Origin of the sequence: Apibacter raozihei (genome assembly GCF_004014855.1) — a bacterium.
GTDB lineage: Bacteria > Bacteroidota > Bacteroidia > Flavobacteriales > Weeksellaceae > Apibacter > Apibacter raozihei.
Genome location: NZ_CP034930.1, coordinates 2,721,431 through 2,737,839 on the forward strand (window position 1 = coordinate 2,721,431; position 16,409 = coordinate 2,737,839).

General features: G+C 30.3%; 16 protein-coding genes. 7 read left to right on the plus strand and 9 right to left on the minus strand.

All coding sequences use genetic code 11. From position 1 onward, the window contains the following. Nucleotides 1-25: 25 nt before the first annotated feature. Entirely contained in the window at nt 26-1,048 is a 1,023-nt protein-coding gene (locus EOV51_RS12080) for an asparaginase (protein ID WP_128152782.1), read from the minus strand. 67 nt (nt 1,049-1,115) lie between these two features. On the opposite strand from EOV51_RS12080, the gene EOV51_RS12085 reads away from it, so the two are divergent. From EOV51_RS12085 to EOV51_RS12095, 3 genes are all read left to right on the plus strand, one after another. Beyond that, nucleotides 1,116-1,796: a TrmH family RNA methyltransferase gene (locus tag EOV51_RS12085; RefSeq protein WP_128152783.1), complete on the plus strand. Its 681-nt coding sequence runs from the start codon at nt 1,116-1,118 to the stop codon at nt 1,794-1,796. Next, nucleotides 1,793-2,614, plus strand: a complete 822-nt coding sequence (locus EOV51_RS12090) for a hypothetical protein (protein WP_128152784.1) — start codon at nt 1,793-1,795, stop codon at nt 2,612-2,614. Before EOV51_RS12085 ends, EOV51_RS12090 begins: the two co-directional genes overlap by 4 nt. A 91-nt stretch (nt 2,615-2,705) precedes the next feature. Beyond that, a complete protein-coding gene (locus EOV51_RS12095; RefSeq protein WP_128152785.1) occupies nt 2,706-3,236 on the plus strand; it encodes a GNAT family N-acetyltransferase in 531 nt (176 codons plus the stop codon). A gap of 59 nt (nt 3,237-3,295) precedes the next feature. Here EOV51_RS12095 and gyrB read toward each other — a convergent pair whose 3' ends face one another. The 5 genes from gyrB to EOV51_RS12120 form a co-directional block, all read right to left on the minus strand. Further along, nucleotides 3,296-5,233 carry a DNA topoisomerase (ATP-hydrolyzing) subunit B gene (gyrB, locus tag EOV51_RS12100; protein WP_128152786.1) on the minus strand — a complete coding sequence of 646 codons (1,938 nt, stop codon included), beginning with the start codon at nt 5,231-5,233 and terminating at the stop codon, nt 3,296-3,298. 278 nt (nt 5,234-5,511) lie between these two features. Continuing rightward, a complete protein-coding gene (gene tpiA / locus EOV51_RS12105; RefSeq protein ID WP_128152787.1) occupies nt 5,512-6,270 on the minus strand; it encodes a triose-phosphate isomerase in 759 nt (252 codons plus the stop codon). A gap of 41 nt (nt 6,271-6,311) precedes the next feature. Further along, nucleotides 6,312-7,406 (minus strand): BT_3928 family protein, encoded by a 1,095-nt coding sequence (locus tag EOV51_RS12110; RefSeq protein WP_128152788.1) that lies wholly within the window; start codon nt 7,404-7,406, stop codon nt 6,312-6,314. 4 nt (nt 7,407-7,410) lie between these two features. After that, a complete protein-coding gene (locus EOV51_RS12115; RefSeq protein ID WP_128152789.1) occupies nt 7,411-7,959 on the minus strand; it encodes a DUF1599 domain-containing protein in 549 nt (182 codons plus the stop codon). Nucleotides 7,960-7,984: 25 nt separating this feature from the next. Then, nucleotides 7,985-9,034, minus strand: coding sequence for an acyltransferase (locus EOV51_RS12120; RefSeq protein ID WP_128152790.1), 1,050 nt, complete (start codon nt 9,032-9,034; stop codon nt 7,985-7,987). A gap of 60 nt (nt 9,035-9,094) precedes the next feature. Between EOV51_RS12120 and folP the strand changes: the two genes are divergently transcribed. Together folP and serB are read left to right on the plus strand one after the other, a co-directional pair. Next, the gene (gene folP, locus EOV51_RS12125) at nt 9,095-9,916 is read left to right on the plus strand and encodes a dihydropteroate synthase (RefSeq protein WP_128152791.1); all 822 of its coding nucleotides are present in this window, start codon (nt 9,095-9,097) and stop codon (nt 9,914-9,916) included. 38 nt (nt 9,917-9,954) lie between these two features. Next, the gene (gene serB, locus EOV51_RS12130; protein ID WP_128152792.1) at nt 9,955-11,184 is read left to right on the plus strand and encodes a phosphoserine phosphatase SerB; all 1,230 of its coding nucleotides are present in this window, start codon (nt 9,955-9,957) and stop codon (nt 11,182-11,184) included. A 50-nt stretch (nt 11,185-11,234) separates the two neighbouring features. Here serB and EOV51_RS12135 read toward each other — a convergent pair whose 3' ends face one another. From EOV51_RS12135 to EOV51_RS12145, 3 genes are all read right to left on the minus strand, one after another. After that, entirely contained in the window at nt 11,235-12,107 is an 873-nt protein-coding gene (locus EOV51_RS12135) for a helix-turn-helix domain-containing protein (RefSeq protein WP_128152793.1), read from the minus strand. 267 nt (nt 12,108-12,374) lie between these two features. Continuing rightward, nucleotides 12,375-13,721, minus strand: coding sequence for a tRNA (N(6)-L-threonylcarbamoyladenosine(37)-C(2))-methylthiotransferase MtaB (mtaB, locus tag EOV51_RS12140; RefSeq protein ID WP_128152794.1), 1,347 nt, complete (start codon nt 13,719-13,721; stop codon nt 12,375-12,377). Between the two features lie 56 nt (nt 13,722-13,777). After that, entirely contained in the window at nt 13,778-14,512 is a 735-nt protein-coding gene (locus tag EOV51_RS12145; protein ID WP_128152795.1) for a carbonic anhydrase, read from the minus strand. A 162-nt stretch (nt 14,513-14,674) separates the two neighbouring features. Between EOV51_RS12145 and EOV51_RS12150 the strand changes: the two genes are divergently transcribed. Together EOV51_RS12150 and EOV51_RS12155 are read left to right on the plus strand one after the other, a co-directional pair. Further along, complete coding sequence (locus tag EOV51_RS12150; RefSeq protein ID WP_128152796.1) at nt 14,675-15,025, plus strand: S-adenosylmethionine decarboxylase family protein; 351 nt, start codon at nt 14,675-14,677, stop codon at nt 15,023-15,025. Between the two features lie 135 nt (nt 15,026-15,160). Further along, entirely contained in the window at nt 15,161-16,219 is a 1,059-nt protein-coding gene (locus EOV51_RS12155) for a DUF4178 domain-containing protein (protein WP_164875308.1), read from the plus strand. Nucleotides 16,220-16,409 lie beyond the last annotated feature (190 nt).

Genomic DNA, 16,409 nt, shown 5'->3' on the forward strand with positions numbered 1-16,409 from the left:
TAAAATTAGTCAGGCTTTTTTATTGTTAATAAACAGATATTTCACCTGCTATCTGTGATTCAAATTCTTTTTTGAGGTCTTCTGATTTGTATTTTTGTCCTAAAAGCCACATCAGCTTTGTTGTAGCAGCTTCTACCGTAATATCAAATCCGTTACAAACATTTAAGTCAGTAAAAATAGTACTGTTATGATATTTACCAATACTTACACTTCCTCTCACACATTGGGTAATAACTACTATTTCTTTACCCAAATCTTTAGCTTTTTTCAAATAGTCAATCGTTTCTTTATCCGATGGAATATTACCGGAACCAAAGGTTCTTAGTATTAATCCTTTTATTTCCGAATTTAGCAATGAATATTCCAATAAACGTTTGTTTCTTCCTGGAAAAAAACTAACTACATCAATATTAGGTTCAATATCTGTATTAAGATTAAATTTAGAGGACGGCTTAAATAGGTTTTCATTAAAAATTTCAAGATTAACTCCAGATTCACCTAAAATAGGATAATTCGGAGAAATAAATGCATCAAAATGTTCAGAAGAAAATTTAGTGGTTCTGTTGGCTCTATATAATTTATGTTCAAAATATAAACAAACTTCCTGAATAACGGATTGCGAATTTTGATATAAACTAGCATAGTATATGCTCGTAATTAAGTTTTCTTTTGAGTCTGTACGAAGCTCTCCAATCGGTAACTGAGAGCCTGTAAATATTACCGACTTTTTTATTCCCTGTAGCATAAAGCTCATCATAGATGCTGTATAAGACATTGTATCTGTACCATGTAATACTACAAATCCGTCATAATATTCGTATTTTTCTTTTAAGAGCGATGCCAGAAATTTCCAATCTTTGATTTCTATATCTGAGGAATCAATAGGATTTTCAAATTCATAAAAATCAATATTCGCATTGATTAATTTTATTTCGGGAATGTGATTAATAATATTACTGAAATCAAAAGGAATCAGTACTTCTGATCCGTATTTTTTCATCATACCTATAGTTCCTCCCGTATAAATAAGTAAAATTCTTCTCTTCATAAGAAAATTTTATTTTTTAAGGCTAATTTATGAATTAATTAACAGCTTAAATTATTATTTTTGAGCTATGATTCCAAAAGGTTTTGAAGAAAAGCTGAGTCTTTATGAGTATTTAAAAGGTTTTATTTCTACTGTTAAATTAGATAAAATTGAAAAACTGGTATCTTACAGAACAAATTATATTGCTCCTGTTTTAGAAGATATTTATCAGTATCGTAATGCCGGAGCCATTGTCCGAAGTATGGAAGCTTTTGGATTTCAGTCCGTATATGCTCTGGAGAACAGAAATTCATTTATTCCGGAGGCTACTGTATCTAAAGGTGCTGATAAGTGGGTAGATATTATTTATATGCATGCCGGTTTAGGGGCTTTACAAAATATAAAAAATAAAGGTTATCAATTGGCTGCCATTTCACCTGAAAAAAATGCAATAAATATTCAGGACTTTCAAATAAAACAACCGGTAGCTTTAATATATGGTACAGAATTTAAAGGAGTAACTGAGGAAACTCTTAGTCTTGCAGACATCTGTATTAAAATTCCTATGCTTGGATTTACTGAAAGTTTAAATGTATCGGTAGCTGCAGGTATTTCATTTTATGAAATGAGAAATAAACTTGAAAAATCAAGTTTAGACTGGAAATTATCTGAAGAAGAAAAATTGGAATTAAAAATAAAATGGGCGATTAAATCGGTTAGTTCCGGTGAGGAAATAGCCCTACATTATCTTAAAACTTTTCAAAAATGAAAAAAACATTACTGTCCTGCTGGGTTTGTCTAACAATATCTTTACTTCCTGCTCAAAAAATTGAGGAGGTTACATTCACTGAAAAAAATAAGCAATTAGATGGTTTTGGTTTTAAAGCCCCCGTTTGCAACAAAGACGTTTTAGTAAATACGTGGAAAACCTTTATAAAAAAGAATGGAGGAAAAGTGAAAGGGGGTGTCATCAATAAAGTAACGGGCAGTGAAATTCAGTTTCTACAGGAGGGAAATAGATGGAGCGGATATTTTGCTTATAGTTTTAATGAAGATAACACCCTGACTATATATACTTCTTTTCAAGATATGCAGGGCGATTTTTTAACTTCTAAAAACTATAAAAATGAATATGACTCGCTGGTAACCATTTTAAGCGGTTACAGAGATTCTATTCTTAAAGAGTGTAATTTGGATGACCTAAATCGAGCCAGAGCCTATAGCAATACGCTCAGTAAAGAAAAAATACGAAATTCTGATCGTATTTTATACCTTGAAAAAAGTAATCAGTCTGATCAACAAAAGGTTACCCTGAGTGAAGGAAAAGATCTGACTGAAAAGGAGAAAGTTAGTATTGAGAAAATAAAGCAACGAATAATATCCAATATAACAGAAATTCAACTTTTGAGGGACAAAAATAGAATACTGGATGAGCAAATAAAATCGCAAAGCTTAGTAATACAAAGATTTGAAACAAGAAAAGATCATTTGGAAAAAGGAATTGAATTAAGTTCCAGTGACAATGCGGATACTTCTGAAACTGTTAAAAAAACAGATGAAAATACAAGAGATTACTTTGATCGTTAAAAAAAATCCACTATATTTATAGTATATATTTAAAATAAATTTATAGATCATTCGTATTAGCGTATGATTTTGGACCTTAATTCATTTACATATGAAATTAAAAAAATTAAATTTAATGAATCTTAATGAAGTAAATTTTATGGAAAAACTTTATTTGGATTCTTTTCCTAAAGAAGAGCAAAGACCTACTGAAAGAATGTTTAAAGCTTACGAAAATTCACAAAATAAATTTTCAATATTATTGGCTGTGACTGAGAGTAAAAATGTTGGCTTTTTTAATTTTTGGGATTTTGATAAATTTATTTTTGCAGAACATTTTGCTATTTCTTCAGATTTTAGAAGTGGCGGATATGGAAGCAGAGTTATGAAAGTTTTTATGGAAAATATATCTAAACCTATAGTACTGGAGGTAGAACCACCGGAAACAGAAATTTCCCAAAGAAGAATAGGTTTTTATGAAAGATTAGGATTTAAATTATGGGATAAAATCAAGTATAGACAGCCTTCGTATGAATCAAAAGGAATTTCTTATCCTATGAGAATAATGTCAGTCGGTGAATTAGATATTGAAAAAGATCACAAATCTGTGATTGAAACTATACATAACGTATATTCTATATAATAAAAAAAGACTATCTGTGAAGATAGTCTTTTTTATTTTATTCTACAGCTACTGATGATTTAAACATCAATTTTAGCATATGCAGCATTTTTTTCAATAAATTCTCTTCTTGGCGGAACATCATCTCCCATCAACATAGAAAAGATTCTATCTGCTTCAGATGCATTGTTTATGGTAACCTGACGTAGAGTTCTTTGCTCCGGATTCATAGTTGTATCCCAAAGTTGTTCTGCATTCATTTCCCCAAGACCTTTATACCTCTGTACAGAAAATCCTTTTCCTTGAGCATTTCCAATCTGAGCAGCAATTTCTTCTCTGTGCTTATCATCCCAGGCATAATATTCTTTGCTGCCTTTTTTTAATAAATATAACGGTGGAGTTGCAATATAAATGTATCCTTTTTCAATCATTTCTTTCATATAGCGGAAAAAGAAAGTAAGAATCAGAGTTGTAATGTGCGAACCATCTACATCGGCATCGGTCATAATAACCACTTTATGATACCTCAATTTAGCCATATTTAAAGCTTTGGAATCCTCTTCTGTACCTACGGAAACACCTAGAGCCGTATAAATATTTTTTATTTCTTCACTTTCGAAAACCTTGTAGCTCATTGCTTTTTCCACGTTAAGAATTTTACCTCTTAGTGGAAGTATAGCCTGAAACATACGATCTCTCCCCTGCTTAGCAGTTCCACCTGCTGAATCTCCCTCGACAAGGAACAATTCACTGTCCTCAGCTTTTCTCGAAGAACAGTCAGCCAGTTTTCCAGGAAGACCGCTTCCTCCTAAAGGTGATTTTCTCTGAACCAATTCACGTGCCTTTTTAGCTGCCTGTCTTGCTTTTGCTGCTAATAAAACTTTTTGTACTATTTGCTTGGCTTCATTCGGATGCTCTTCTAAATAATTAGTTAACATTTCTGCTACTAGTTTATCAACCGCAGAACTTACCTCTGAATTTCCCAATTTAGTTTTGGTTTGGCCTTCAAACTGAGGTTCCATAACTTTAACAGATACAACAGCTGTTAAACCTTCACGGAAATCATCTCCTGTAATTTCAACTTTTTCTTTAGCCAGATTTATATTTTCATCCGCATATTTTTTTAATGTACGGGTCAATGCTCTTCTAAATCCTGTTAAATGTGTACCTCCTTCGTGGGTATTAATATTATTAACGTAGGAATGGATATTTTCTGTATACGAAGTATTGTAACGCATAGCTACTTCTACAGGAATATCTTCAATTTCACCTTCCATATGAATAATTTCGTCCATAAGAGGCTCACGGTTCCCATCTACAAACTCAACAAATTCTTCAAGTCCACGATCTGAATGAAAGGTTTCATTTTTAAAACTTCCATCTTCTTCCGTTTCACGTTCATCTGTGATAGTTATTGTAATTCCTTTGTTTAAGAAAGAAAGCTCTCTTAAACGAGTAGCTAGTGTATCGTAGCTGTAAACCGTATCATTAAAAATTGACGGATCTGGTGAGAAAGTTACTTCAGTACCGGTCTTTTCAGAGGTTCCGACAACTTCAACAGGGTTTAAGGCAACCCCTTTTGAATATCTTTGTTCGTATTTTTTTCCGTTTCGATTAACCGTAGCAACTAACAGGGTTGATAGTGCATTTACACAAGAAACTCCTACTCCGTGGAGACCTCCCGATACTTTATAAGAATCTTTATCAAACTTCCCTCCCGCTCCTATTTTAGTCATTACTAATTCTAAAGCAGATAAACCGGTTTTTGTATTAACATCTACGGGAATACCTCGTCCATTGTCTTTAACGGTAATGGAATTATCTTTACCAATAATTACATCTATATCATCACAATAGCCAGCTAAAGCTTCATCTATTGAGTTATCTACCACCTCATATACTAAATGATGCAAGCCTCTGACACCCACATCTCCAATATACATGGAAGGACGCATACGTACGTGTTCAATTCCTTCTAAGGCCTGAATACTGTCAGCCGTATATTTTTGTTCACTCATATTATATTCTATCGGTTCTTTTACTATTTAAAATCGACTTACAAAGATACGAATTTTTATTGTTTTTTCCAGCTCTAAATTGGCTTATATTGATCCTGTTTCGGGATAATTTTACCATTTTATTTTTACTTATTTTTTTATTTATAAAATTGAATTAACAGCTATCAATTGTTTACTAATAAATAATTTACATATTAATTTATTTTAAGCTAAGTGAATATAAGCAGAAAAGCCTGATTAATATTTAATCAGGCTACAACTATTTTGTATTTATATAATCAAATTTCTGAATACGTTTGAATTAAGGATCCAAAATCTTTACTGTTTAAAGAAGCTCCTCCTATTAATCCGCCGTCAACATCCGGTTTTGAAAATATATCTTTTGCATTCTCCGGTTTTACACTTCCTCCATATAAAATGGAAACTGAATCAGCTATTTCTTTTCCATATTTTTCTGCCAATAAACTTCGAATATATGCATGAATTTCCTGTGCCTGGTCGGGTGTAGCTGTTTCCCCTGTTCCTATAGCCCAAACAGGTTCATAGGCAATAACCACTTTTGAGATTTCTTCTGAAGATAAGTTAAATAAAGCTACTTCGGTTTGTCTTTTAACAACTTCGAAATGTTTGCCCGCCTTTCTTTCCTCTAACACTTCCCCATTACAAAAAATAGGTGTTAATCCATTATCTAAAGCAATCTTAACTTTTTTACCTATTTGCTCATCCGTTTCATTATGGTATTGTCTTCTTTCCGAATGCCCGATGATAGCTCCATCAGCCTGAATTGAGGCTAACATTTCAGCAGAAATTTCTCCTGTATAAGCTCCGGATTTATGCTCGGATATATCTTCTGAATAAATATTTAAATTTTTAAAGTTAGATTTAGCATTTTCCAAATATATATAGGGTATACCCACCACAACTTCACATTTAGCATTATTTGAGTTTAAATATGCGTCTATTTCAGATAATAAAGCTTTGGCTTCCGGCAAAGTTTTATTCATTTTCCAGTTACCAGCTACAATTTTTTTTCTCATTAGGTTAAAATTTATGTTAATTTTTATTTTTTTATTTTTAATTAAAGTTTTACCATTTCTTTAACTTCCGGAAAATCGTTAGCATGATATTTGGCTACCACTATTCCTTTTTTCAGAACCATTAATCCGGGGTTACTTCTGTTAATTGTTTTTAAAGTAGTCTGATCCATTGAGCAGGAACCTACAGGAGTTAAAGCTCCAGGATCATTAGACAAGATTACAAATTTAACTTTTTTCTGGTTTAGTTCATTAGTGATTTTTCTTAGCTTTGCTTTTTCTATTAAAGTCAGTTTATTTGCAAACGGAACTGTAAATACAGCTATTTTATCTGAATTTAAAATTTCCTCTGTGCGATCATTGTTCTGACAATCTACTATAAAATCGTGAACAGAATTAGGTATTGCTTCTTTTATAATTTCAACTTTAGTATCTTTAATAGCCCAATTTAAAGTATCTTTCCATATTTCTGTATTAATATATTCATCAGCTGTATAATTCTTTTCTTCATTATTTTTCAAATTTCTAAGAGTATACACCGTATTGTTTACTTCCGGTATTCCATCGTTCATCCCTGATATTAAATTTTTTCCTACAGCATAAGGTCTAAAATCTATGATCGGTAGATGAGCAATGCCCTGATAGACTACCCAACCTAAAAATAATAATGAAACCACAACTAAAGTACCGTTTATTTTAGTACTGAATAAAGGTGTTATATATTTTGATCCTGAAATTATCAATAATATCATTACAAGTAGGGCAATATCTTTATAAAAAGATGTCCAGGGCTTTAATTTCAGAGCGTCTCCAAAGCATCCGCAATCTGTAACTACATTATAATAAGCCGAATAAAACGTTAAAAAAGAAAAGAAAATGATTAAAATAAGCAATGAGTATATAGTTAACTTTTTTAAAATGCCCAGCAATAAAAATACTCCTAACATTACTTCTAATATAACAAAAACTATGGACATAGGTAGGGCTAAATTATGCAATACCGATATATCGAATACACTCGGTCCAAAATACTCTTCTAATTTATAGGAAAATCCAATGGGATCTATTACTTTAACGAAGCCGGAGATAATAAATATTATTCCCACCACAATTCTTACTAAATTTGTTATATATTTCATACACTTATTTTTGGCTTTTTTCGTCTATCAATATTAAAGCAAATACTGCATAATTTAGTATGTCATTATAATTTGCTTCTAAACCTTCTGAAACTAATGTTTTCCCTTCATTATCTTCGATTTGTTTAATTCTGAGCAACTTTTGCAGAATCATATCTGTTATTGAGCTAATACGCATTTCTCTCCAGGCTTCACCATAATCATGGTTTTTATTATTCATTAATTCCTTTGCTTCAGAAATTTTAATATCATAAAATTCAAGAGCTTTTGTAGAGTTTATATCCGGTTGCTCTACCACACCTTTTTCAAGTTGAATAAGAGCTATAGCTGAATAATTAATTATAGCTATAAATTCACCCTCTATATTTTCATCAATTTTTTGCTCTCCTTTTTGCTGAATGGTACGTATACGGTTAGCTTTTATATAAATTTGATCTGTTAAAGAAGGTAATCTCAAAATTCTCCATGCAGCTCCATAATCGGACAATTTATTTTCAAATAATTTTCTACATATTGAAATTACAGAATCAAATTGTTGGGAAGTATTTTTCATGTTTTTTTTATTCACTACAAAAATACTATTTCACAACATATTTTCCTAAAGGTAATCTATCAATTATCCATAATATTAAAACTGATAAAAATAAGGTAAAGAGAAAAGTTGCTGGTATAGATAGATAAGGGTTAAATGTATAATAAGCCAAACCTATCTTTGCAGAGATATCTATCATAAGAACATGAATCAGATATATACCATAACTATATTTACTGATAAAACTTAAAAATCTGTTTTTTTTGTTGAAAAATGGAATTGTTTTAAAAATAATAAAAATTGAAATTGCTTGTATAATATCCCAAGGCTTATAATTTTCTGTGAGAACCCCGTTTTTTACAGAAGATAAATAGGTGTCTAAGCTAATAAGAAGACATGAAAAAAAGTATACAAAAAATAAAATAATTTTATTTCTATTATTAATATTTAGCTTAGTTGTAAATAGAAAATAACCTAGTACAAAAAATCCTAAAAATTGTGAAAAAAAAGATAAATCAACAGATGTTTTTAAATATACAAACGGAAAATAATTAATCAAAACAGCAAATGCACAAATACATAAAAAATAAATTTGTTCTTTTCTGTTACTATTTAATAACCACTTGTTTATGACCGGATGAATCAAATATAAACTAATTAATAAGTATATATACCACATATGATAGCCAGCACCGAATGCTAATTTATTCCAGCCATATTCCAATGAATATTTTACAAATTCTAGGTCAAACGTTCTATGAAATTTAAAAAATTCTCTTGATAAATTATACATAATATAAATTAAACTCCAAAACAGAAACGGAATTAGTATCCTTGTAAATCGTTTTTTTAGAAAATCAGTTAATTTATAGGGTTTGCCTAAAGTTAACGCTCCGGTTATCATCAGGAATACAGGTACGCAAAAACGAGTAAAACTTTCATAAAGATTAGCAGCCCACCATTGAGAGTCAGGGACATTGCCAAAAGAATATATCATTTGGGCGGAAACATGTAGTAAGACCACTGCCATTGCTGCAATAGCACGTAAATTTTCAATCCAAATCAGTGGTATTTTATTATCTTTATTTTTATCCATCTTTTATTATATGCACAAAATTATTAATTTTAACCTTTATTTAAATATTTAACTTAAAAAATGACAATTAACCTTAACGGTCAACTCATCAATTTTGATGTTCCAAAAATTGCTGGTATATTGAACTTAACTCCTGACTCATTTTTTGATGGGGGTAAATACAAAACTATCGATCATGCTATAATTCAGGTGGAAAAACTTTTAGATGAAGGAGCTGATTTAATTGATATCGGAGGTCAATCTACACGTCCAGGTTCTAAATTAGTTTCTGATAAGGAAGAAATTGATCGGATTTTACCTGTAGTTAAGGAGTTAGTGAGAAGGTTTCCTGATATAAAAATATCTATTGATACTTTTTGGTCTCGCGTAGCGGAACAAACTGTTAATGAAGGAGCAGCGATGATAAATGATATATCCGGAGGAACTATTGATTCTCGAATGTTTCCAACTATGGGACGTTTAAATATTCCTTATGTATTGATGCATATGAGAGGGACACCTCAAACTATGAACAGTTTTACTGATTACAACAACCTAATTCTGGACATCAATTTTTATTTTTCAGAAAAACTTAATGAATTAAGAAATCAAGGAGTAACTGATATATTATTGGATCCGGGCTTTGGATTTAGTAAAAATATAGATCAAAATTTTGAACTAATGAAAAACCTTGATAAACTGGCCGTATTTAATTTACCTATATATGTAGGTATTTCCAGAAAGAGAATGATCTATCAGCCTTTGAATGTTACAGCAGAAGAAGCGTTAACCGGAACCGCGGCGGTAAATTTATATGCCTTACAAAAAGGTGCAAATATTCTAAGAGCTCATGATGTAAAAGAGGCTAAACAAGTTATAAAATTATGGAATTTGTTGAAATAAATTAAAAAACTTCTTACTTTTATCCCTTCAATTACAATATGCAAAATTCAGAAATAATTTTAGTTAGTATTACGGGTATGGATAAACCCGGTATTACAACGGCTTTAACAGAAATTCTAGGAAAATATAATGCTACAATTCTTGATATTGGTCAGGCTAATATACATAAATCTTTATCCTTAGCTATCATATTTAAATCGGAAAACGGAAGTTCCGGAAACATTTTAAAAGAAATGCTCTTTAAAGCTAATACCCTTGAAGTCGGTATTCGTTTTCGTGCTTTATCTGAAGATGAATATAATAACTGGGTGAAAGTTCAAGGAAAAAACAGATATATTATTCATATTTTAGGAAAAGAACTGAGTGCTTTACAAATATCAAAAGTGTCTCAGGTTTTATTGGAATTCGAATTAAATATTGAAAGAATTATTCGTCTTACCCAACGAATACCTTTAGACAGACATATTAACCGAACTTGCTTTGAATTTGCAGTACGTGGCAACTTATCTAAAATTAAAGAAATACAGAACCGATTCTTAACTTTATCTTCAGAATTAACTATAGATATTGCTTTACAGGAAGAAAACAAATACAGACGTATGCGTCGACTGATTTGTTTTGATATGGATTCTACGTTAATTCAAACAGAAGTCATAGATGAGCTTGCAGAAAAAGCTGGAGTAGGCAAAGAAGTGAAAGCCATAACTGAATCTGCAATGAACGGTGAAATTGATTTTTCAGAAAGTTTTAAAAGACGTATCAAACTGTTAAAAGGGTTAGATCAGAGTGTCTTAAGGGAAATTGCTGAAAATTTACCCATTACCGAGGGGCTTGAAAGATTGATGAGCATTTTAAAAAAGAGCGGTTATAAAACTGCAATCATTTCCGGAGGATTTACATATTTTGGAGATTATTTAAAAGATAAATTTGGTTTTGATTATGTTTTTGCTAATTCTCTCGAAATAATTGATGGAAAATTGACCGGTAATTATTTGGGTGATATTGTGGATGGTAAGAAAAAAGCAGAATATTTAAAACTTTTATCTAAGATTGAGAATATAGACATACAACAAACTGTAGCTGTAGGCGACGGTGCCAATGATCTCCCTATGCTTTCCATAGCTGGTCTGGGAATTGCATTCCATGCAAAACCTACTGTTAAGAAAAATGCTAATCATGCTTTATCAACCGTCGGATTAGATGGAATATTGTATTTCTTAGGATATAAGGATTCTTCTGAGGACATTGAAATGACTAATATTTCATAGTATTTATAGCAAAATTCTGGTAAATATTTTTAAAGATAAGTTTGCTAAATTTATTTTTTTCTATATTCTATTGGAGATAAGCCTCTGTTTTTTTTAAAAAATTTACTAAAAAAAGAGGGATTTGGAAAATTTAATTCCTCTGAAATTTGCAGAACAGTTAAATTAGAGGTTTTTAATAAATTTTTGGCTGTAATCATAACCATTCTGTTTATCCACTCCGTGGCAGATACTCCACTTATATCCTTAATAATCTTAGACAGATACTTGGGTGTTAAAAACATTTTCTCGGCATAAAACCCTACGCTTCGCTCTTTTTTATGAAACTTTAATAATAATTGAATGAATTTATTATACAATTCATCTTTTCTTATAGAAACAAAGTTTTTTTCAATTTCGACTGAATAATATATCCCGGCAAGCTCCGTTAAAAACGCTAGCAATATTGTTTTGATAATTTTTTCCTGAAAAATATGAGTATTTTTTTCATAATATTTAACAATTAATGAATGAAAATCACTAAGATTATGAATTATATCCTTACTAATACTTAAACAAGGAATATTCCTTATTTTATTTATGGTTTTTATGTCAAATACAGGATTAAATTCCAGCAAAAAATCGATTGAAAAAAATAAAGATTGTAATTTAATATTTTCTCCCCAGACAAGAGGCTCTATCACCTGCCCTGGCATAAAAAATATAATTTTATCAGGAACTATTTCATGTTCGTTCATGTTTATTTTAACCTTACCTCTACCCTCTTTACATATACAAATAATTATGCCTTCAACTATATATAACTGATGGATTACAACCGGAAAAGAATTATCCGGAATTAATAAATTTTTAATTGTAGTTTCAGTGTTACTGACAGGATAATTACTTAATGTTATTTTATGAATTTTTTCATCTTGTCCGTTCATAACTCAGAAAAATGATAGTTTTACTAATTATTAATAAATTGTACTTATCTAAAACTTATGTATTCGACTTTTAGAACACTTTTAGAGAAATATTGATCTGTATATTTCACCTTAGTTTTTAGACCTTTGAAATACGATTAGTTAAAATACTAATTAGTAAATAGTGTGTATGTAGAATTTGTTTATTGGTTAGAGGCTCGATATATGCAAATCTCTCTATTCTTCTTTCATATATAGCAAAAACAGTTTTTAATGAGTAAATTAACTCTAACCAATAACAAATGTATTATGAAATATTGCTGACTTCACTAATACATTACCTGACGCATCAATAGAATCCAGATAAATTTCCTCTAACTGATTTATTAATTTTTCATTATATGGCTGAGTTACTCTCACATAATTTTCTGTATAACCAAACATCATTCCATTTTTGTTTTCATGTTCCCATAATACTGTTTTAATTTTACCTAATTGAGATTCATAAAATGCATGACGTTTTTTCTCAGATAAAATTTTAAGCATCTTATTTCTTTTTTTTCTTTCACTTATTGAAACTACTCCCTCCATAGCTATAGCTTCAGTGTTTTCCCTTTCAGAGTAAGTAAATACATGTAAATAACTAATAGGTAAGCTTTGTATAAAATTATAGGTTTCCATAAACTTTTCTTCCGTTTCTCCAGGAAATCCTACAATAACATCTACTCCAATACAAGCATCTGCAATAACTGAACGTATCTTAGATACTCTTTCTTTGTATAGTCCGGACAAGTACCGGCGTTTCATTTTCTTTAATATATCATCTGAGCCCGATTGTAAGGGTATATGAAAGTGAGGTACAAATACTTTTGACTGACTAACAAAGTCAATGGTTTCATTTTTTAACAGGTTAGGCTCTATGGAAGATATGCGTATTCTTTCAATACCGGGAACTTTGTCTAATTCTTTTACTAATTCAAAAAAAGTGTGTTCATGCTTTTTATTTCCGAATTCTCCTTTTCCATAGTCTCCTATATTAACCCCTGTCAAAACAATCTCTTTAATATTCTTCTTAGAGATCTCCTGAGCCTGAATTAAAACATTTTCAAGTGTGGATGATCTGGAAATTCCTCTTGCTAATGGAATTGTGCAGTAAGTACATTTATAATCACAACCATCCTGTACTTTAAGAAATGCACGTGTTCGATCGCCTATCGAGTAAGAACCTACAAAAAAATCAGCCTCATCAATTTCACATGAATGAATTTGAGCGTCCGAATCTTTTTTTAATTCAAGTATGTATTTATATATATTAAACTTTTCCTTAGCTCCCAATACTAAATCTACGCCTTCTATCTCTGCAATTTCTTTAGGTTTTAGCTGAGCATAGCATCCGATAACGCAAATTAATGCTTCCGGATTTTTATTTAAAGCCCTTTTAACTATGGTTTTGCATTCTTTGTCAGCATTATCTGTAACTGAGCATGTATTAATAATATATACATCTGCACTATCATCAAAAAGAACTTTTTTAAAACCTAACTCAAGCAATTGTCTGGCTATCGTAGAAGTTTCTGCAAAGTTTAATTTACACCCTAAAGTGTGAAAAGCTACTGATTTTGTATTGTCTAACATATTGCAAAATTAATATATTTTTTTGTCAGTCAAAATCAATAGCTTCTCATTAATTATTAATTATTTAAAATAATTCTGTCGTGAAGTGGTTGAATAGGACGATTATTACTTTTAGGTAAGTGGTCTGCTATTTCATCAATTTCTTGCTCAGTCATATCAATAGGATTTTTAAACACTATCCAGGTAACATTTTCAGCACAAGGGGGTGTAGTTAAAGATCCTACATAGGTATAATACGATTTCTTTTTTGGATACATTTTTTCAGGATTAAATACTATATGAGTCTCTTCTTTACTGTGTTTACCTAATTTTTTAAATACATCCAGTTTTTCAAAATATGAATTTTCAGGTCCGTCTTTTACCATAACTGCTATTACCAATACAGAACCGTCTTGAGCTCTGTGAACAAAGTGAAGCTCTAAAGGATATCTGATACCGTCAATTTTATGTTCTGACTCTTCATGAGCATGAAACTGAGCTAAAGTATATACTTTGTTATTGTACGTTATAGTACTACCTTCTTTAAAATCGAATTGCAAAGAGTGACCATTATCCTCTATTTCATCAATTTCACCAGAACCATAATTAAAAATGATCTTAGGTAGTTTTTTATCAAGCTTAGACTTGGTAATATTAATAGGTGATTGATACTTACCTTTTCCGCATTGTTCACCACCTTGCATTTCCCCCCAGTGTTCCGGCGAACCTTCTCCGTCATACCCCCAATGGTGGTTTTGTGAAAAAACAAAAGAAAAAGCTAAACATCCGATAAGAAATAATTTATTTTTCATTTAGTGTAATATTTTAATTTATGCAAAATTAAAGAGTATCTCATTAGCCATCAAGTTAAAGTTATGTTAATTATTTTATACTAATTTTTCAACATTATAAATATAATAAAAATAAAAACGTATTTTATATATTTGCAAAACTTAATTTGTTGTATAGTTCTTATGAATTACCTTGGTCTTCACTCTTTATTAACTTTAAAAGTTAATGAAAGTAACAAACTGCTATCTTTAGATGAATTTTTATTTTTTACGAAAAAAATACTAGTTAAGTATGAGCTCGAAAAAGTAGGTTGCTCATCATTTGTTTTTGACAACGGTGGTTTTACTTCTGCATTTTGTCTTAAAGAATCTCATATTTGCATTCATACATGGCCGGAACTTAGCACATTGACCCTTGATATTTATTTATGTAATTATTTTCAAAACAATAATCAAAAAGTAAAAGATATTTCAGAAGAATATATATATTTCTTTAATGCTGACATAATCTCTAAACATGAAATTTATAGATAACCTATGATTGTTCGCTGCCCAAAATGTTCTAAAAATAACTCCTCAAGTTTTGGAAACAATTACTTATATTTTGCATGTGCCAAATGCAAAAGACTCTTTGTTTTTAAATCCAATAATTGGCAATTATTAAAATCTTTGCGTAAAAATATCCATACTATTTTAGTTTTAGGCCAGAAAGGTATTTTTGATAGTCAAGAATACACTGTAACAGGTATTCTAATCAAAAAAGACGATGAATTTTATGAGTGGACGGAATATATTTTACAATCGGAAACATTAGATTTTATTTATCTTTCAGAATATAAAGGTCATTGGACTATACTAAAAGAGGTCGAAGATTTAAAAGAAGTTAGAAAATTATCTAAAAATAAATTACCCTCTTCTATTTCTTCAAAATTTAAAGAAAATAATGTAAAATTAGTTTCAGCTTTAGGCTTTTTCGACTTCAACCCATCTTTACCTTATAAGACTCTGGAATATGATAACACCCCCTATTTGTTATCTATTGAGGAATCATTAGAAAAGTCGATTTATGTAGGTAAATATTTTACTCACAAAGAAATGAAAATAGCTTTTGGAAGCTTGTCATTACCTCCTAAAAAAGGTTATGGCCTCCTTCAGCCATTTTTAATTAATGTGAAAAATATGTCTTTAATCTTTATATTTATATCTTTATTTCTAGCTGGTTTTCATTATTGGGCATATTCAAAAGAAAAAAATCAGGAAATTCTAGATACTAATGTTGAATATTATAATAATGAGGTTTTTATTACACCATCATTTGAAGTTGAAGATAGAGTTGGAAATTTAATAATTAAACTGTATTCCTCCGTTTCTAATTCTTGGACTAGTTGCGATATGGTCTTGGTAAATGAATCTAATAATAATAAAGAGTATGCATTTAAAGATATTGAATATTATTACGGATATAGCGAAGGTGAAACGTGGTCTGAAGGAAACCGTGAAGGTATTGTAAAACTGTGTGGAGTAGGTAAAGGAAAGTATCACATGGAATTTACCATGTCTGCAGATAAATCAAGTGTAAGCAGACACTCAATGAAAATTGAAGTATTATGGATAAAACCTTCATATTGGAATCTTTTGATAATTATTGGAGGTTTAGTTGTTATTTTAGTACTTATTTTCGTCGTAAACGTTTTATATAATAGAATTAAGTTTAATCAAAATAATTAAGTTATGAAATTATTACATTTTATTAAAAACAATAAAACATCACTTATTATTGGTTGCTTAGCATTACTTTTTTATTTCCTTTACACATTCACGGGTAACCGGATATGTGATTGTACAAAAACAGAAAAATCCAGTACAAGCAATAGTCAAAACAGAAATCATTCGAGATCTTTCTTTTATCATAAATAAA